Source organism: Methylobacter sp. BBA5.1 (assembly GCF_000746145.1).
In the GTDB taxonomy this organism is placed as follows: Bacteria; Pseudomonadota; Gammaproteobacteria; order Methylococcales; family Methylomonadaceae; genus Methylobacter; species Methylobacter marinus.
Map to the genome: position 1 here is coordinate 1 of NZ_JQKS01000008.1, position 18,391 is coordinate 18,391.

14 protein-coding genes are annotated in these 18,391 nt (G+C 46.4%); 5 read left to right on the top strand and 9 right to left on the bottom strand.

The window, feature by feature from the left end; all coding sequences use genetic code 11:
- From EK22_RS06835 to EK22_RS06845, 3 genes are all read right to left on the bottom strand, one after another.
- On the bottom strand, positions 1-269 hold a 269-nt coding region (locus EK22_RS06835), incomplete at its 3' end, for a helix-turn-helix domain-containing protein (RefSeq protein WP_200882569.1).
- Between the two features lie 146 nt (positions 270-415).
- Complete coding sequence (locus tag EK22_RS06840; protein WP_036249293.1) at positions 416-1,297, bottom strand: ThiF family adenylyltransferase; 882 nt, start codon at positions 1,295-1,297, stop codon at positions 416-418.
- A 1,239-nt stretch (positions 1,298-2,536) separates the two neighbouring features.
- Positions 2,537-3,280 (bottom strand): PEP-CTERM/exosortase system-associated acyltransferase, encoded by a 744-nt coding sequence (locus EK22_RS06845; protein ID WP_020160671.1) that lies wholly within the window; start codon positions 3,278-3,280, stop codon positions 2,537-2,539.
- Positions 3,281-3,661: 381 nt separating this feature from the next.
- Between EK22_RS06845 and prsK the strand changes: the two genes are divergently transcribed.
- On the top strand, positions 3,662-5,758 hold the full coding sequence (gene prsK, locus EK22_RS06850) for an XrtA/PEP-CTERM system histidine kinase PrsK (RefSeq protein WP_235209237.1): 2,097 nt from the start codon (positions 3,662-3,664) through the stop codon (positions 5,756-5,758).
- 387 nt (positions 5,759-6,145) lie between these two features.
- Positions 6,146-7,501 carry a PEP-CTERM-box response regulator transcription factor gene (prsR, locus tag EK22_RS06855; RefSeq protein ID WP_027147457.1) on the top strand — a complete coding sequence of 452 codons (1,356 nt, stop codon included), beginning with the start codon at positions 6,146-6,148 and terminating at the stop codon, positions 7,499-7,501.
- A gap of 66 nt (positions 7,502-7,567) precedes the next feature.
- On the opposite strand, the gene EK22_RS24150 is transcribed toward prsR, so the two are convergent.
- A complete protein-coding gene (locus EK22_RS24150) occupies positions 7,568-7,885 on the bottom strand; it encodes a hypothetical protein (protein ID WP_020160668.1) in 318 nt (105 codons plus the stop codon).
- Positions 7,886-7,960: 75 nt separating this feature from the next.
- Between EK22_RS24150 and EK22_RS06865 the strand changes: the two genes are divergently transcribed.
- From EK22_RS06865 to EK22_RS06875, 3 genes are read left to right on the top strand one after another with little or no spacing between them, the layout of a single operon-like run.
- Positions 7,961-8,836, top strand: a complete 876-nt coding sequence (locus EK22_RS06865; protein WP_235209238.1) for an exosortase/archaeosortase family protein — start codon at positions 7,961-7,963, stop codon at positions 8,834-8,836.
- Positions 8,833-9,468, top strand: a complete 636-nt coding sequence (locus EK22_RS06870) for a hypothetical protein (RefSeq protein WP_036249298.1) — start codon at positions 8,833-8,835, stop codon at positions 9,466-9,468. Before EK22_RS06865 ends, EK22_RS06870 begins: the two co-directional genes overlap by 4 nt.
- A complete protein-coding gene (locus EK22_RS06875) occupies positions 9,458-10,633 on the top strand; it encodes an acyltransferase family protein (protein ID WP_152565018.1) in 1,176 nt (391 codons plus the stop codon). The genes EK22_RS06870 and EK22_RS06875 overlap by 11 nt, the downstream gene beginning before the upstream one ends.
- A 53-nt stretch (positions 10,634-10,686) precedes the next feature.
- Here the strand turns inward: EK22_RS06875 and EK22_RS06880 are convergent, their stop codons facing one another.
- The 5 genes from EK22_RS06880 to EK22_RS06900 form a co-directional block, all read right to left on the bottom strand.
- Complete coding sequence (locus tag EK22_RS06880) at positions 10,687-12,159, bottom strand: sulfatase-like hydrolase/transferase (RefSeq protein ID WP_235209239.1); 1,473 nt, start codon at positions 12,157-12,159, stop codon at positions 10,687-10,689.
- A gap of 786 nt (positions 12,160-12,945) precedes the next feature.
- Positions 12,946-14,334, bottom strand: coding sequence for a TIGR03013 family XrtA/PEP-CTERM system glycosyltransferase (locus EK22_RS06885; protein ID WP_020160663.1), 1,389 nt, complete (start codon positions 14,332-14,334; stop codon positions 12,946-12,948).
- Between the two features lie 553 nt (positions 14,335-14,887).
- The gene (locus EK22_RS06890; protein ID WP_020160662.1) at positions 14,888-15,682 is read right to left on the bottom strand and encodes a S1 family peptidase; all 795 of its coding nucleotides are present in this window, start codon (positions 15,680-15,682) and stop codon (positions 14,888-14,890) included.
- Positions 15,683-15,771: 89 nt separating this feature from the next.
- Positions 15,772-17,154, bottom strand: coding sequence for a VanZ family protein (locus tag EK22_RS06895; RefSeq protein ID WP_051961732.1), 1,383 nt, complete (start codon positions 17,152-17,154; stop codon positions 15,772-15,774).
- 28 nt (positions 17,155-17,182) lie between these two features.
- Positions 17,183-18,124, bottom strand: a complete 942-nt coding sequence (locus EK22_RS06900; RefSeq protein WP_051961734.1) for a glycosyltransferase — start codon at positions 18,122-18,124, stop codon at positions 17,183-17,185.
- Positions 18,125-18,391: the final 267 nt, after the last annotated feature.

An 18,391-nucleotide genomic window follows, 5' to 3' on the forward strand; every position in this document is an offset into this window, starting at 1 on the left:
CGCTGCCTAACTCTCTCTACCGTGCGCGTTGAAATGCCGAAGGCTTCACTGATCTGGCGATCTGTCCACTGACCTCCCAAGGGACTGACATCCGCTTTCAGGAGTATTTCCGCATGAAGCCTCTTGTAAGCCACCGCTTTTCCTCGCCGTACCAAGCCTTCCAAATCATTACGTTCTTCTTTACTTAGCCGGACTATATATTTCTTTGCTGCCAATTTCTCGGTTCCATTAACGGGGAAAGCAACAGATGTGGGGGCAATATCCGACATATCAAGTATGACTAAGTACTAGTAATCAGTCAATGTATTTATGACGAGTAAAATTCGTACAGCATTCGTGCCATGCGAATAGTACGAATACCTCAAAGGGCACAAGAGAATTCGCACCTGCAATTTACTCGTCATAACAAGACTGACTAAGCACTAGTCTCTTTCGATATTTTCATAAGCTGTTGCCTAGCTATCATTAAACCCAGGCGTTGCAGCGGGTTTCGATTTCCCCAGGGGCGCCAGGTTTTCGCCAGCTTGTTCCGGTAGGCATCAAAATGCAATCCCCATGGCGCCGCCACAATTCTACCCCGTTGCAATAAAATCCTTAGCGCCTGAGTTGCGGCAAAACCGGCACAGATCTCGCAAGCCATTGGTGTGGAAGGACCTTTATGATTAATCAAATCCACGCCGCTCCGATCGGCAAGATAGCCGACTTGCAGCATGGCGGGCGACAAACCGAGCAGAAAATGTAAAATTTTATCCGCTTCCGATTTGCCCTCTAGTTGAAAGTATTCTTCAAAAGTCATATTTCCGGGCATAAAGTTTAATAACGCGGCCCCCATTCCCAACGGCGCGGCAGTGACCGCCGGCACACCCAGTTCCGCGCAGGCTGCAAAAAGCCTTTCACGAGCGGCAAAGGCAAAAAAATCCAGGCCATCCACATACACATCAGCATCCGTTAAAAACTCTGACACATTATCCTGATTGACGCCCTCGGAGAATTTTTTGATATCGAGCGTAGGATTGATGTCCAGCGCCATTTCTGCCAGCACATCAACTTTAGGCTGCCCCAGATGAGACAGGGTCGCGCCTGCCTGCCGGTTGAAATTGGCCAATTCAAAGCGATCGAAATCCGCAATGTTAAATTTTCCAACACCCAAGCGCGTCAAGGTGAGCAGATGACTGCCGCCAACGCCGCCGAGGCCCGCGATAGCGATCCTCTTGGCGCAAAGAATCGCCTGCTCGGCTTCCGTGACCCAACCGATGTTTCTAGAGAATGCCAAATTGTAATCGAATGGTTTATTCATAGAGTTAAGTAAACATCATCAATGGTTAGAAATAGCGCCATGATTCAAAAAAACCTCAGCCATCCAGTTCGATGTCCGCCAATCTCACAAGAGACTGCGGTAAACGCTATTTAATTCACCACACTGATCGCGTTTTTAGCGTTTATTTAGATTGAGAATATGAAATCGTGCGGTTTTTGAAATGATCATTGAGAAGTGTTACCAGATAAAGCCGTGATAGCGGAGCAACAGATGAGGGATAATTTATCGAAGCCGTATTGCAAATCACTCGGCATGAATTGCTGAAAGCCGGCCTTAGCTTATTCGGGGCTCATTGTCGGGAAAATGTTCGAATGCTTTCGATAAAACATTGATTAAAATAGATTACGCGGAAACTGATTGATACTTAGGTTCGGCTCTTTATCGCCATCATTGCAAAAAATCATGCAAGACCGCGTGCTAAAAAAATCTCAAAGAATATCCAAAAATATTGACGGGATATTTATCAGAGTTCACATTAAACTCGATAATTTCTTCAAAAATTTAAGCATTCTTTCGGATTCCTGACCCATATAAGCGGATTAGACAGGCACGGCCTCATGTTGACAGCAAACTCTAGTAAAAATAATGAGCGGACAAGGGAAAAGATCAGTAGATTTGCAATATCTCTCGGGGACTATAACAGCAATGCTGTCAAAATCGCCGGAAAGGCACAAACTTGTTCACAAAGTGTCTGGAATTTCACTTTGTATTAAAAAACCCTAAAAATTATAGTGTTAGAGTCACTGACAATATGCCTTTCCGAAAACTTTCAATCATTCCGACATGGACTTCCTGGTCCGACATATCAGTACAATTTTCGTAAAAAGTGAACCTGTCACTGATTTTAATAGATGATTGGCTATGGCCTGTTTTCAGATTGCAAAAAATACCCTTTGTTAATTTTGGCTACGCAGCATTATGGTATTGCCTGCTCCAACTTAACGAAATATGTGGTTGATCAAGTACAACAGTATCATTTTTAACTCTGAAAAAAATCCGGATTTGTAAAAAGCAAATCAGTCTTTCTTGCAATAAATAGCTGACTCTCTGCTTAGTGCCCCATGCAAAGAAAACTTTCGGCGAGCTGAAAGTTATGATGAGCTATCCGGTTCAGCCTCCAATAGAATGCTATCCGACACGTCTATATTCATGCTTGCATATAAACCATGCGCGTAGCCAAAAGAATTAGATAAATAATAACGTCAATTTATTATTTATCTAAACCTGATATCTGACTCGTTTATTGTTGGTTTTTGATATTTCCATATCCGAATAAAGGCTGTAGCCTTTCTTGAAATCATTGAGCCAGATTGAGTTTGAAAGTATTTCGCTTAAACCTATTTCAAACGGTATGCGCTCTCCATTAAGACTGCAGGGTTCGCCTATACGCTCCATGCTGAAACCTTCTTTGGCAATAACCCGTGCTAGCGCGTTAGTGCATAAAAAATACCATTTCTTGATATTATTTTCAGCGCTGTACTCTGCCGCTGCACGAAATAATCCCCAAATTATGCGACGTTCGATATTTTTACGACTTTGAAACGGAATGACATTATCGGCTCTTTTAATGCCGTTATGCTCATCTTCCAAGCCTATTGGCGGATCATAGTCGGTATTGCGTCTTCTAATTTCCTTAATCAGACATAATCTGGATATTTCAACCGAATGATTAAAGACGTTATGGTGGATCGGTTTGTTAATAAGACAATGCTCTTCCAAGGGCAATGGTTGTTCGTTCTTGAAAACCATCCTCATGGCGGCAATCCATTGACCCGTATGTTTAGCTCGGACGATAAAATGAGCGGAATGCCCGTCCCATTTATCATACTCTTGCTCTGCGACAAAATTATCCTTGCTTTCAAAGCCCATTTCCTCGCAATAAACCTGGTATCGGATTCCGTAATGCTTTTCCTTGCTTTTCTGGGTATCGGCCAAAAAAACTTCAAAATGTTCATCAAACATGATTTATCTCTCTCTTGAGGTAGTTTATGTTTTAAATCAAATAAACCCAACCGTTAAGCGCTGGGTAAAACCGGATAATTGTTCAATGCATTTAACGGATAGCCAAGCAGTTAGATTTTGATTTATAGTGTTCATGCGGACTGAAGCTTATTCGACTAATGTTAAGTAGAACTTAAAAACGCCGATTTCAATAGTCAGGTCAATAGGTAAAAACGCTTAGTGATGAAGATGGAACAGCCTCAACGGCAGCGCCTGACGGGATAAAGCGGGGCTTGTTTCCTGTTTTTCTCATCGGTGTTATCTATGGTATCCGGCGGCAAAGTCGATCCGAAAGGCACAAGACATAGCCAATGCGCCAGCTCAATTAAAGAAGACAACTCTATGAATCTAATTGAGAATTTCAGTTTCTACAGTTACTTGACGGCGACAGCGGCTTATTTTCTTTTATTGCTTTTAACGCTTGTTAGAATTAAAAAAATTCCTTTTGCCCTGCCTTTTCTCATCGCTGTTTTCTGCTCATTGGTATGGAGCGGTTATACCGCGATCAGCATTCAAGACGATCAATTATTTATTTCGGATACGTTGTCATTTGAAACCGTGCGCAATGTATCCTGGTTCATTTTTTTAACAATCCTTATTTTGAATCAAAGAGTTAATGCAAATTACTTAATGTTTGCCAAGTCCAGGCCGGTCTATGCGATATTGTTTCTGATTGTATTTATTTTTATTCATGAAACATCCGCGGATTTTCGCTATCAGGTTAACGCGGTGCTGGACATGGACCCCCGTCTTTTAGCGCATGTCGTATTTGCGATTATTGGCCTGATCCTGATTGAACAGCTTTATCGAAATGCCACTCAGGATCAGCGCTGGACTGTTAAATTTCTATGTCTGGGCCTGGGTTCGTTATTTACTATCGATTTTTTCATTTACAGCAAGTCTTTGTTGTTCGCAAGACTGGATGCTTCGCTCTGGGATGCCAGGGGCATGCTTAACGCCATGGTAATCCCTCTGCTGGCTGTTTCGACTTCCCGGCTGAGCCGGAATGTCAGACCTATTACCGCACCCAGGAAAGTCGTGTTTCATACCACCGTGCTGTTCGGGACGGGAATCTATTTAATATTAATGGCCCAGGCAGGCTTTTATATCCGCGATTACGGTAGTAGCTGGGGAGAACTCGCCCAGATTGTTTTCATTTTTTTAGCCGTGCTGCTGCTATTGATTTTATTCGTCTCGGGGAAAACCCGTGCCCTGGCCAAAATTTATTTTAATAAACATTTTTTTCACTATCGCTACGACTATCGGGATGAATGGATCAAAATGAGCAAGTCGATTGCTCGATTGACGTCTATCGAGGAATTCTCGGGATTTGTTATCCATACCATGTCCAATCTGGTGGAAAGTTCCGGCGGCGGCTTATGGCTTAAAAACCAGCAGGGCGATTTTTATCTGGCGGAAAACAGAAACCTGGGGTTTGAACCCCAACAACAGCTGGCCGCGGACGATTCGTTAATCCAATTCCTGATTAACAAGCAATGGGTCATCGACTTTGTTGAGTTTGACAATGATCCTGAAATGTATGACCAAGTCGATCTGTCTCAATGGTATGCCGAAGAAAAAAATGTCTGGTTGATCATCCCGCTATTTCACCAAAATGAAATGATGGCTTTTGTGGTGCTCACTCAGGCCAGAGTACCCAGGCAGCTTAATTGGGAGGATCACGATTTATTAAAAACGGTAGGCATGCAATTAACCAATGCCTTGGCGCTAAACCGTGCCAGCGACGAATTGTCCCGCTCCAGGCAATTTGAAGCTTATAACCGGCTTTCGGCCTATATCGTTCACGACCTTAAGAACTTGGTGGCGCAAATTTCCCTGATTGTCAAAAATGCTGAAAAGCATAAGCACAATCCGGAGTTTATCGACGATTCCATAGAAACGCTGGAAAACGTCGTCAATAAAATGCAGCATTTGGTTGGGCAATTCAGGAAAGGACCTATAACGCCCTCTCAGGAAACCATAATTAATCTGTCGGAAGTCATGGAAGATGTCGCCTTGCAGCAGGCCGGCAATAAACCGGCCCTGGAAATATTGACCGATGTGCATGACTGTCGTATCTTCGGAGAAAGAGAAAAAATGACCGCGATTCTCGGGCATTTGGTGCAAAATGCACAGGAAGCGACCGATGACGAAGGACACGTCAAAATGCATTTATCCAGCGACGAGCGGCATGCTATTGTGCAAGTGATCGACAATGGCATCGGAATGGACAAAAAGTTTATTGCCGAACGATTGTTTAAACCTTTCGACACTACAAAAGGCAATGCCGGCATGGGAATCGGCGTCTATGAAGCGCGGGATTATATTTTAAAGTACTCCGGCCAGATCCTGGTTGACAGTACCCCCGGCAAGGGGACAACCTTCACCATAAAGCTGCCCCTTGCGAACTCAAAAGCTGATGCGGAGGAGCATGCATGAAATAACCCGAGCATTGTAGGAGCGGGAATGCAATAAAACCCGCGATTGGGGCAGGATTTATGTTCATGCTCAAGACTCGCTAACAGGCGCATGGCAAACAATGTAACTGTTTGCCATGCGCCTCGGATTGACGGAAAGCCAGGCCGGTTGCGGGAACTGTAAAATTCACGTTCCTCTTCCCGGCCCTGTCGGCGATCACTGCGTTAATCAATGCAGAACATGCATTGCGTCTGGAGGGCGCGCACCAGGCATGGCTTACCGCTCCTGCATTGCCTGCTTCCTGCTCGGCATCCGGGCTGGAAAAGGAGCAAGAGGCGGAAATTATTTTTTGATTATTCCTGGATCTGCATTTCGCGATTGCTTAATACCAATAGAGAGGGTGATAAGTTGGACAACAATAACGTTTTACTCATTGTAGAAGATGATCCCGGATTGCAAAAACAGCTGAAATGGTGCTTTGAAAACTACCAGACTGTTATCGCCAGTGACCAGAACGAAGCGATTGCAGCCATCCGGCGGTATAACCCGGGTGTAGTAACGCTTGACCTGGGTCTGCCCCCTGATCCGGCCAACGCCAGCGCGGGGCTTGCCACGCTTGACGAAATACTGAGCATCGCGCCCGCCACCAAGGTCATCGTCGTCACCGGCAACGACGACCGGGAGAATGCTGTTCGCGCGGTCGCAATGGGGGCTTATGATTTTTACCAAAAACCGATCGATATTGACGTGCTGCGCATGATCATCGACAGAGCCTGCCATCTGAATCAACTGGAGCAGGAATACATAAAACTGCGGCAAAAAACACAAGAGCCTTTGGCCGGCATCATCGCCTCCAGTCGCAAAATGCAGGAACTTTCCCGGGTAGTAGAAAAGACCGCGCCTACCAGTGCCAGTATTTTATTACTGGGCGAAAGCGGTACCGGCAAGGAAATACTGGCCAAGGCCATCCATGGCTTAAGCAGCCGCGCCGATCAGCCTTTTATTGCGATAAACTGCGCGGCCATTCCCGAAAACCTGCTTGAAAGCGAACTTTTTGGCTACGAAAAAGGCGCGTTCACCGGCGCGGTCACGCAAACAAAAGGCAAAATCGAATATGCCGATAAGGGCACTTTCCTGCTTGATGAGATAGGCGATTTGCCTTTTTCATTACAGGCCAAGTTATTGCGCTTCCTGCAGGAAAGAACTATAGAGCGCATTGGAGGAAGGAAAGAGATTCCGGTCGATGTGCGCATTATCTGCGCGACGCATCAGAACCTGCAAGCATTGATAGATGAAGGCAGATTCCGCAGTGATTTATATTATCGAATCAGTGAAATATCAATCAATATCCCGCCCCTGCGAGAACGTGAGGGCGATGCCATCACAATCGCCACCGCATTATTGAACCGTTACAGCCAATTAAACGGCAAGAAATTAAAAGGCTTCAGCAAGGAAGCTGTCCATGCGATTGAATCTTACCCATGGCCGGGAAATATCCGCGAACTTGAAAACAAGGTCAAACGGGCCGTCATCATGGCGGATGGACCAGCGGTAACGCTTGAAGATCTCGAAATGGAGCAGGATAGCGACAATTTAATACCGCTTAATTTAAGAGAGGTGCGGGAAACCGCGGAAACGACAGCGATCAAAAGAGCGCTAACCTATGCCAATAACAATATCTCAAATGCCGCCAAATTGCTCGGCGTAACGCGCCCGACACTGTACACGTTATTCGATAAATACGACATTCAGATTAATGAATAAGCCAGGGGTAAACGTATCCGAACTCTTCTTGATCCAAGTCAGTAAACGAGCATTTCTCGATACTTTTTATTTAAAAGCTAATGTCATGATTTTACACTGATAACCAACATTCAAAGGGATACGCGGCAGCGAAGGCTGAACCTGGGAATTATCGAATGCTGATTTTTTGCTCAAAATACTGGTCAAATCAGGCGACATAAAATAAAAAAGAAAAGGGAATGAAACAGGACCCGCGATTGAGGCTGGCTTTCTGCTCCTGTCCATGCAGTCGTGTTCACGCCCCTTGCCTATATTCCTGTAGGCAACGCCGAAGAGGGACGGAAAGGCAAGCCGGTTACGGGAATCATAAAATTTACGTTCCTGAATACCTGCCAAATAAAGCATAAAGACTTGCCAACGCTATGCGCCATACGGATGGTTTCCGGTTTTAGATAACTCTTTAAAGCAGGTAGAATAGCAATGAACAGTCACACTCTAAACACCCACCGCGCCAATTGTGATATCGCTTTGGAATCCAGGCACTCATGGATACTCTGGCTGGTCTCCCTACAATTGATTGTTTTATACGCCCCGACACTGGCATGGCTTTGGGAACGCTGGACAATGGGCGTCTGGCATAATGGCCATAGCCTTCTTATTGCGGCGGTTGTGCTTTATCTCGTCCATAGGGAACTGCAGAAATGCAGCCATCTGCCACGTAGTTCAAACCCGTGGGGATTCGCTGTTCTATTCCCCACGTTGGCCCTGCATATGCTGGATACAGGCATTCATTCACAACTGCTGTCGGCGGTTGCCTTTTTTTTGTCGCTGCCCGGCTTCTCCTTGTTATTTTTAGGCACCAAAAGAACAGCCGCCATATTATTCCCTTTGGGAATGTTGTTCCTGACTTTGCCCATTCCCCTGGTTTTCACCGAATCCTTGCACCTGATACTCCGTTATATCGCCACTGACAGCGCCACCTGGCTGTTGCATATACTCGGAATACCGGCTTATTCCAGGGAAACCTTAATCGAATTGGAGCATGGCACGCTGCAGGTTGCGGATGCATGCAGCGGGTTTTCCACGCTCTACGCCACCGTTACGGTTGCCATAATGACCGCTTATTATTGTCATGACATGCTCAGAAAAATACTGGTGCTGCTGATTGCCGTTCCGCTCGCCATTGGCGTCAATGTCGTTAGAGTCCTGGCGCTGACCCTGCTCGTTAACGCGTTTGGCCTTGATATTCTGGAAACATCGGCGCACGAAATGTCAGGATTATTGACATTTGCCATAGCGCTCCCCGTTATTTTCTGGCTGGGACAGCCCCCGATTTCTGCCGAGGCTCCGCAATGATTTCCTCACGCTATGCCCCGATTGTCGCGCTGCTTCTGGTGCTGCCGCTTATTCCAACCATTATTCACAGCTATCTGGAATTGAAAACGGACGATGGCAAGTCGGTAGCTCAAATAGACCTTGTCCTTAATGACTTTACCTCGCAACCAACTACTCGCAATCCCGGCTGGGGGATGGATGTTTTTGGCACCGAGGACTGGATTGAGCGTGTTTATACCGATAAACAAGGGCATAAAGTCCAGCTATTCGCGGCGCGTTCTTATGATCATAAACGTCTTTATCACCATCCTGAGCTTGCGGTGTCATATGGCCGCGATCTCAGGAGGGAAAAAAACGTTGTGTTGACAGGCACACGAGACATACCTGTCAACCTGCTACGAAACAGCAATGGTTATGGTTTTGTTGCCTATGCTTTTTTATACGATGACAAGTTTATTGACGATCCCATTGCTCATCAGCTCATGGATTCACTTAACCTGCTCGTTAGCGCCAGAAACCCCATCACGCTGTTTTATGTATCGGACACCGATACCGCTCCGAGCGCCGCATTCAACAGCACCAACGCGGCAATGATCCTCTCGGAGGCGATCGATAGCTTCGAAAACAATTCTTCATCGAAGCTTGAAGACTGAACCAGTACATGACATAGAGCTGGCATTGTTTTTTACTTCGGACATTAAAACCGGTATGAAAGCCCTATTGGAAGATAAATGGACAATACAATCGCCCCACTTTACCAAGGAACAGACGCTGATACTCAAGGGCGTGGGCATTCTTTTAATCGTCTTGCATAATTTTTTTCATAATCTGACGCCCATTATCGGAGAAAATGAATTCAGCTTTCAGGCTCAGACTTCCTGGAGATTTTATCAAACCGTTCAGAGCCATCCGGCTGAGTTATTGCGGGCGACATTCACTTATTTTGGCCATTATGGCGTCCAGATATTCATTTTTTTCAGCGCTTACGGCTTGACCAGGAAATACAATAAAGAACCGCTGGTTTTTGGCGATTTCTTCAAAGGCAGGCTGTTCAAGATTTATCTGTCTTTTTTGCTCTGCCTCAGTATTTATATACTCCTGGGCCTGGTGAAGGCGGCATTCATGTCGGATGAAAAAGTGTTTTACTGGAACAGTCTGCTCTGGAAAGCGTTATTGATATCGAATTTCATACCCAGGCAGGCCTTGATACCTGTCGGTCCCTGGTGGTTTTTACCTTTTATTTTCCAGTTTTATCTGTTTTATCCGCTTTTTTTAAAACTGTTTCAAAAATTCCGCGTTAAATTTCTTATTCTTACCGGTATCGCCTTCATCTGTCTGGAGCGGCTTATCAATCCGTTCCTTATTGCCAACGACATGAATATAAACTATATGATATTCGGCCATGTCCCCGTCATATGCCTGGGGGTGTACGTAGGCGCGCGGGAAAGCATAAAGATCCCCGCCATATACGTCGTGCTGTCTTTTGCTCTGTTTGCGATGGCCATGGTCAATAGCTATGCCTGGCTGATTTCCGACCTGACTTTCACCGTTTTAATCCTGATAGTCTTCATAGCCGCATTTAACTCCCGGTTACAACAGTCGGCCATGGTTGCCTTGCTGATTTTCTTTGGCGATCTTTCCTTTCATTTATTCATGGTCAATGGCTTTTTGAGAACGCCCTTCCATAGCTTTGCCGAAACGTATAACGTCTGGTGGATAGATAATCTGACCGCCCTGGCCAGTCTGTTCTTTTCCACGCTCTTTGCCTTTATTCTCAGCCGGATCGATCGAAGTCTGCGCCTGATTTTTCACTCATGAAAAATTCGCGAATAATTAACCTCATTTTCGCGCGCTATTCACCAGGCCGAGGTTTATAAACTTTCCGCCTCCTGCCAGCGCAACGCCTCCCACTCCCTGATCAGAGACTCCACTCTTGACTTATGGACAGGCTCCAACAAGGCTTCCTTATATGGTTTCCATAATTGTAAATCGCTCAGGAAAACCTGCTCGGAACGGAAATCAAATACCGTGCGCACTCCGCCCTGTTTTACATGCGCGATCAACAAAGGCTGGGATAACGTTCCGACTATTTGAAAGACCGGCTTGCCGTTATCGGCCCATGCATTCGTTAACCCGAGCGCGGAGCGGATTACGATTTCCGCGACATCCACTTGTCCTATTGCCTGATCGGCGAAAACATGGGAATCATTGATTATTAATGGTATTTTTGTCTGCGAATCATTGATCGCATGGCCGTGCCCGAGAAACTCATCCTCAAACAAGGATTCGCCATGATCGCCCAGGATCATGAAAGTGACATTATCAAGCAGCTTTCTGTCCTTAAACGCATCCAGGACCTGTTTGACCGCCCAATCAGCACTGGCTATCGCATTCCAGTAAGTGATTGCAAGCCAGTCCCTGTTTTCTATATTGATTTCAGATCGTGGGATTAACTTGTCGGTAAGCCGTTTTTTCATTTTGGGATGCGTATAAGGGAAATGCGCCGCCTGTATATTCAGATAGATGAATTGGGGCTGGCTAAAATCCAGCTCATTCATGTGTGACTGAAACTGTTCTATAACGCGCTCTTCGCTAAGACGCAAACTCCCCTGTTCCTTGCTGGGGAAAACCCGATCATCGATTGCAGTCCGGGCATCAAAGTAATAAATCCCTTCGTTTTTCATGCCCACGTCTGACGCTACATTGCCAAAAGACTCATCCTGTCCGGATATAATCGAGAGCTGGTAGCCTGCGGACTGAAGAAAATCAATCAACGTGATTCTGGCGTGATCCCTAACCAAGCTTCTGTTAAAAATCGCTCTTATGGAAGTCGTGGTATAGCCTGTATGGCTATAGGCGTATTTTATGGCCGAGCCACGGTCGGCTATAGTCTTTAACGTGGGAGCTATGTAATCACCGTCAATTTTCTTTTCCAGCAAATCGGCCCGCGCGCTCTCCAATACGATCAGAACAATGTGCTTGCCTTTTTGCGGTGCTATTTCGGCTAATCCATCCTGCTGCCGGACAGCCTGCACCGCATCCCCCAGAAAACCGTCTTCATCAATCCCATTGCCCGGAATATCCAGCGCCCCGGGATAAATATCGGCATTAAACACCGCATTGTCCTTCGGATAGGAAAAAATACCGAAGCCGTCGAAATCGATATCCGATAGTTTATCCAACCCTTGGCTAATGAGCGCATAAGAGGTTTTTTTGCTCAATCCATACCTTAACGCATCGGCATTGGACACAATGAAAGTCAGCAGAGGGGTCAGCACGGCAATCAAAGCCAGCAGTGCGCGATTATCAGCTTGCGAGGTATGTTGGCTGGGCAATTCGATCATAAAACTGCTTTTATTTAGCATTTTCATGCTAAAAATAAACGCGGCTATGACAACGGTGATTATTCCTATATACAAGGCCAGTTCATCACTGGCATAAAACACCGCCTTCGTTATGCTGCCTCCGCCCAAATGCCTGATTAAGGTGAGGTTTAAAGTATCGTTAAAATAGGAAAGAACCTTAAACTTAAAATTAAGCCAGATTCCCATCAGTAATAAACTGGTAATAATAAAATTATAGGCGATCAGTAATTTATTTTTTTTTAGCTTATTGGCTATATAAAACCATAATCCCGCCGCGAGCCCAAACAAGGCAAAATCAAACCACAGAGCGGTGGTAATAAATACTAAACGGTCGGAAAACGTTTTATATGAATAAGGTTGTAGAAAGCCCCCTGTAAACAAATCATATTTATAATTCAGCAGCGTTAACTCGAAAAAATTAATAATGATGATAACTACAAATACCGCTATTAACTGGCTATATCTCATTATATTTTTTCTTGTTTCAAGCATGATATCTGCCTTTCCAATTACTTTGTCAATGCTCGGCATCGGTGTCATCCGGTTAAATGAAACTAACCTATCATCTAAGCGGCTTTATTTTCCATAAAAGACAGATTGCGAACTGTCCTAATTCAATAAAATGCTCCCGCACGGATAAAAAATCCATGAATGATCCATGCCTTAAATCGGCATTATTAATAGCGGTAATAGCTTTCGATGAGCGCAATAATTAAAGGGCTGGCCAAGGGGGCGGCAGGTTTTGCCTGTTTCTGTTGTATCGGCCTATCTTGCGCCTTTGCCCCATAAAACCACTTCGACTGTATTTATCATAATAGATATATCCAAAAACAAGCTGTAGTTTTTAACGTAGTACAGGTCGTATTGCAGTTTCTGAATTGTATCGTATTCATCCGCGCCATAGGGATAGCACAATTGCGCCCAACCGGTGATTCCGGGCTTTACGCGGTGTCGCTCCCGGTAATAAGGGATCCTTTCGTTAAAATCCTTAACGAACTCTGGCCGCTCGGGCCTTGGACCGACAAAACTCATCTGGCCTTTTAGTACGTTGAATATCTGCGGTAATTCATCTATCCGGTATTTTCTGATGAAACCACCGACCCGCGTTACCCGACTATCCTGTTGCCGCGCCCATTGCGCGCCGTTTTTTTCCGCGTCAACGCTCATGCTCCTGAATTTGAGCACATTGAAATTTTTGTTTTTTTCCCCGACCCGAACCTGTCGATAAAGCACGGGCGCCCGAAAGCCGCTCTCCAGCATTATCGCCAAAGCCGTCAGCACCATAATGGGCCAGGATACCACCAATAATAACAAGCTTGCCGACAGGTCAAAGCATCTCTTCCCTAACGCCCTTAAACCGCTTTTTGCAAAGCCGTCTGAAAACACCAGCCAGCTTGGGTAGACGTCCTCCAGGGAAATTATGCCTTTCTCACGTTCATAAAAAGCCATCATATCCATAATGGTCAAACCGGACATTTTACAATCCAGAAGATCGTCAACCGGCATGACCCGGCGTTTGTCATCCAATGCGATGACAATTTCATCCACCCTAAACTCCTCGGCCACCTGATTAATGCCTTTGTCCGGAGAGATTATCATCGACTGATCCACGGCCGGCACTTCGTCATCCAGTGCGATAAATCCGACGATAATAAAACCTTTATGGATAAAGGATTCATTAAGCGATATCAAGCTATGGGCTTTTTTACCGCTGCCGATAACCAGCACCCTTTTTTGAAGCCGTTCAATATTTGCGAACCGGTAAAATAAAAACCGCGTAATCATCATGCCGGTAAAGGCAAAAACCAAGGCATATATCAGTATATTTCGTGACGTCAAAATCTCAGGCACCAAAAAATAAAGCGTAACCACTGCAAAAATCGCAATAATAAAACTGATGCATGTACGAGCCATCAAATTGTAGTCATCCCAGCTTAAGCTTCTTCTATATAAGCCAAGGCCCGAGCAAGACAGGGTCAACAAGCCCGAAAAGATAATACTGGCCTCGGTAAGATCCTGTTCCGTATCCCAGGATTCGGTATTTAAAAAATGAACATTACTTCCGAAATACATTGAGGTAAAAAATACACATACTTCAATCACAAGCAGCGAGAGATACGCTCTGGATATATGATGATGAAAAATGCGAATCATATTGTCCCCTTGTTTTTTCTATTTAAAGTTTGTTTCACTGTTACATGTTGCAAGTTACCTATCAATGTTAAGCAAGTTCTGGTGGAAATTTGGCGACAATGTCCTGGAAGTATTTCAATCATAATTGATCGGCTGTGATAAACACTGATGTTTCGCACAATCCCAATGCCTTATGATGAATTGTCGTTTTTTATTGATGTTAACCACTTCGCGAACCATCTGCTCAGCGTTATAAAAAGTGCTGCATGAAAAAGCGCCGCCTCCAGCCCATCGCGCATCCGGATCGACTGTCGGCTTAACCGGATGGCTGGCACAGCCTGGCGCAAATTCATTAATCCTGAGAAATCGTTTTCATGATTATCTAAAGCCAAGCGAGCGGCTAACGGTATTTAGCGGTTTCCACAGGCTTGCATCATGAAAATTAGCATAAGCTTTTAAAGTAAAACTTTTACTCTGCAAAAATTTAGATGGAAGAACTTTTAAAAGATTCCGCTTTTGAGGACGTGAAAGAAAATTTAAATATTTCAATCACATACACAAAGCCAGCCATAACTCAATTCATTACTTTGCTTTTCATAAGAATTTCAACATAATTCACGGGAATGGCGTACGTAATGCCGCTAGGCTTCGACAAGACATTTTCTTTGCTCTCCTGGACAAAGACTTTATTGATGACGCCGATAACCTCTCCCGTATCAATATCGTATAGCGGGCTGCCGCTGTTTCCGGGATAAGCCGTCGCATCCAATTGAAATACATCATACGGCTCCTTTAACCGCTTGAGCAGCTTGGCATTCAACTGTTCCGACTTCAGCATCGGAATAACGACCGGACTGATGGCGGAAATGATGCCGCGATGCGTCACGGGATAAAGCCCCAGGATCATACCGATGGGATAGCCGGTAAACGCATAAAGCTGCCCTTCCCGCACCGATGAAACGTCACCTAATTTGACCGGCGGCAGCTGACCTTCGGATAATTTTAAAATGGCCAGGTCATGGTCCTTATCTAACGCCAGTTCTCTGGCAAGCACCGCTTTACTGGCACCGCCCCGGCGGAAAAAAACCGCTAACTGTTCCAGGTGCTCGGCATCCAGTTTCGGCGGTATCACATGGGCATTAGTCACAATCACGCTACCGTCGCCCACGGCGAACCCTGTCCCAAAAAAAACCGCCCTGGGATTGCGTTTGGGCATGTATGTGCCCACTGCCACGATTCCCGGTTTTATCTTTTCCAGGGTATTGGCCAATACCTGATCGGCACGGCCGATATCCGCCATGAAAGGCAGTAGCACTAAAAGCCATTTAAAATTTAAATTTCTCAATAAACCATGCATTAATACTTTCATAACAACGGCTCCATGGTTAATACACAATAATCGATTGCTCGGCGTTTTCCGCAACCATCATACAGGTCATCATGACAAAAGCCGATAAACTACCTGAACGACCTGTCCGGCGCTTGCCAGCCAGCAGACCGCCTGAAGCGGCCGCGGACGAATTCCCAAAGCCGATAACCCAACAAAGCGCCAATGATTTCTATGACAATATCGGTATTGTTCGGCGACCTGCCCGGCAACGCTATTTGTCCCAGTTCGATTCCGGTCGCAACAGCCGCAATCGACACAAACCCCACCCATTTAAGCAATAGCCCCACCCGCTCATGGCGTGCCGCCTGAGCGATAACCGAAACCATCCCGCCCAACGGCATAAAAAAAACAATTTTTTTACACAGTTCGGTAAGGGCTCGAAACTCGGTGCTGTAATAATAGGCGGTAAAAGGAACGTCCCAAAAACGCGCCAGGCGCACAGACACATAATCACGCTCGATCCGAAAATCAAACGGATACCAGAACATGACGGTCAATAAAATGCTCCAGACTATAAATCCGGCGCAGCCATAGAACAGATACGGCACCGGCTGCGCGTAAACCCGTGTATGCGCCATCTTTTCAGGTTTGAACATTTTATTCAGCCGTGTGCCCAGCCATATGCCCGCGCCCGCTCCGACCGAGGCGGTAATCAGATCCGTGATGTCGGTGATCCGGCTATAGACGAACAGCTGCGCCAATTCGATCAGCAAGGCGCACAGCAGCGTCCAGGCGAACGCCTGCAACCGGCGATTGGGCTCGTCCAATACGAATAACAGGGCGACAGGCACCCAGATCAGCACATCGGTCAACAGGTTGTATGTCAGCTGAAAGGAGTCAGCGACCTGAAACCCGAACGGAATCAACACAACCCGACCTTCACGCCATTTATGATAAAGCTCTACGGGACTGATGGTCAGGTCCAGGGGCATGACGTTATAAATGAAAAGCAGCACGACATAGGCCTGAAGAATACGCTTAAGCCGGCTGCTTTCATCCCTGGCCAGATGCCATTGGTTCAACCAGTTCATCAGGCGCTCTCCGGTCATCCACCACAGCATTATGCCTATCACGGCCCCTAAGCTTTCGGCCAGAATATCATTGACCGAGACTGTGCGCGGGGGAAAGTACAACTGGGTGAATTCGATGGCCAGGCACAACGCAACACTGACCAGCCAGACAATCGCAGAGCCGATGATTTTCAGGATCAGGTTGGACCGGTGCCATACAATACCCGTCCAGCAAAATGCCAGCGGAATAAAAAGCAGAATATTGGCCACCCAATCGGCACGGGAGGCAATACCGAGCGGCAGGTAACGTATCTGACGGATTCGCGCCCAGGCCACATCGCTGGGAATCGGCCTGTAATCAAGCGGCACCAGGCTGCCATAAATCACAAAAGCCAGATAAACCATGCCGGAAACAAGCAGGATTTTTTTAGAATACATCATGATGAATGCGATAGCCGAATCATCGTCCCTAACCTTTCATGACCGACAGCAGCATTCTGAAGCTGTGCAAGGAAGCATTATCGGCCAGGGCCGGCAAAAAAGACGCAATTGCTCTCAAGCGCTTCCTGTTTCGTATCAAAGCCACCGCCAGATCAAACCTCGCATTCATCAACGCCTTTAAAAACCCCCGTTTCACCGGCGCGGGCGCCTGCTCCAACTCATGCTTCAGCGATAACAAGGTTTCCACGTTCCTGACCTGGGCGGAAACGGTATCTGAACGCATCAGGCCCGCATCATGCACGCAATAAAACGCCATCGGTTTGCAAACGATACCGACTGACCGGCTGCGGGCACAGGCGCGAATCAGCAGGTGCAGATCCTCGCCGATGCTAAACGATTCCGCATAACCGCCCAACCGCAGGAACGTCCGGCGCGGCACGGAGAAGGTCGATGTATGGCCAAAATAAGACGGAATGAATTGCGCCATGTCATCAAGATCGACGATAGCCGTGTCATGCTCATCGGCCGATGCCAAAACCATGGCGCCAAAACCGCTGCTATCGATCGCGCGACGCATCACCTCGCCATTGGCCCGCCCGTAATCATAATCGCCAATCAGAAAGTCCAGATCGGGCTGTCTTTGCAGCAACCGTGCGTGCCAGGCCAAACGGTGCGGATAGTACCAGTCATCGACATCAAGAAAAGCCAGCCACTCGCCCCGCGCCAGTTTTGCTCCTGTATTGCGGGCATTTGAAACGCCCGAGTTAGACTGATGGTGATAGCGCACTTTAGCGCCGTACCGACGGATAACGGCCGGCGTATCATCGGTTGAGCCATCGTCGACAACAATGATTTCGAAATTTTTATAGGACTGCGCCAGCACCGAGTCAACGGCGCGAGAAAGCGTAGCCGCGCCATTATAGGTGGCGATAATGACTGAAAATGTCGGATGAGTTGAGGACATCGGCATACTTTTTCTCCAGTCAGAATAAAAACCCGGCGCCCGGTCAGGCGGATGCCGGTAAATCAGGCTTGCTGGTAAAGAAACAGATCTTATACGCAACGCCTTCGCAACCCACTTTTTTTAAGGGAATTTTTATGTTGCACAGGCGGATAACTCTCTATAATCACAGCCGACTGGTTATTAAAAGAGTCCGGACGCTTGTCCGGATTGCCGCTGATTTTTAGCGGAGCAACATTTCCAGACGCACAAAACCTCACGCCGGGACGCCTGATC

What these genes read in the sequence shown, in the direction of transcription:
- EK22_RS06840 (WP_036249293.1), bottom strand. Translation starts at nt 1,297, where the DNA reads ATGAATAAACCATTCGATTACAATTTGGCATTCTCTAGAAACATCGGT.
- EK22_RS06845 (WP_020160671.1), bottom strand. Translation starts at nt 3,280, where the DNA reads ATGTTTGATGAACATTTTGAAGTTTTTTTGGCCGATACCCAGAAAAGC.
- prsK (WP_235209237.1), top strand. Translation starts at nt 3,662, where the DNA reads ATGAATCTAATTGAGAATTTCAGTTTCTACAGTTACTTGACGGCGACA.
- EK22_RS24150 (WP_020160668.1), bottom strand. Translation starts at nt 7,885, where the DNA reads ATGCTTTATTTGGCAGGTATTCAGGAACGTAAATTTTATGATTCCCGT.
- EK22_RS06865 (WP_235209238.1), top strand. Translation starts at nt 7,961, where the DNA reads ATGAACAGTCACACTCTAAACACCCACCGCGCCAATTGTGATATCGCT.
- EK22_RS06870 (WP_036249298.1), top strand. Translation starts at nt 8,833, where the DNA reads ATGATTTCCTCACGCTATGCCCCGATTGTCGCGCTGCTTCTGGTGCTG.
- EK22_RS06880 (WP_235209239.1), bottom strand. Translation starts at nt 12,159, where the DNA reads ATGATCGAATTGCCCAGCCAACATACCTCGCAAGCTGATAATCGCGCA.
- EK22_RS06885 (WP_020160663.1), bottom strand. Translation starts at nt 14,334, where the DNA reads ATGATTCGCATTTTTCATCATCATATATCCAGAGCGTATCTCTCGCTG.
- EK22_RS06890 (WP_020160662.1), bottom strand. Translation starts at nt 15,682, where the DNA reads ATGAAAGTATTAATGCATGGTTTATTGAGAAATTTAAATTTTAAATGG.
- EK22_RS06895 (WP_051961732.1), bottom strand. Translation starts at nt 17,154, where the DNA reads ATGATGTATTCTAAAAAAATCCTGCTTGTTTCCGGCATGGTTTATCTG.
- EK22_RS06900 (WP_051961734.1), bottom strand. Translation starts at nt 18,124, where the DNA reads ATGCCGATGTCCTCAACTCATCCGACATTTTCAGTCATTATCGCCACC.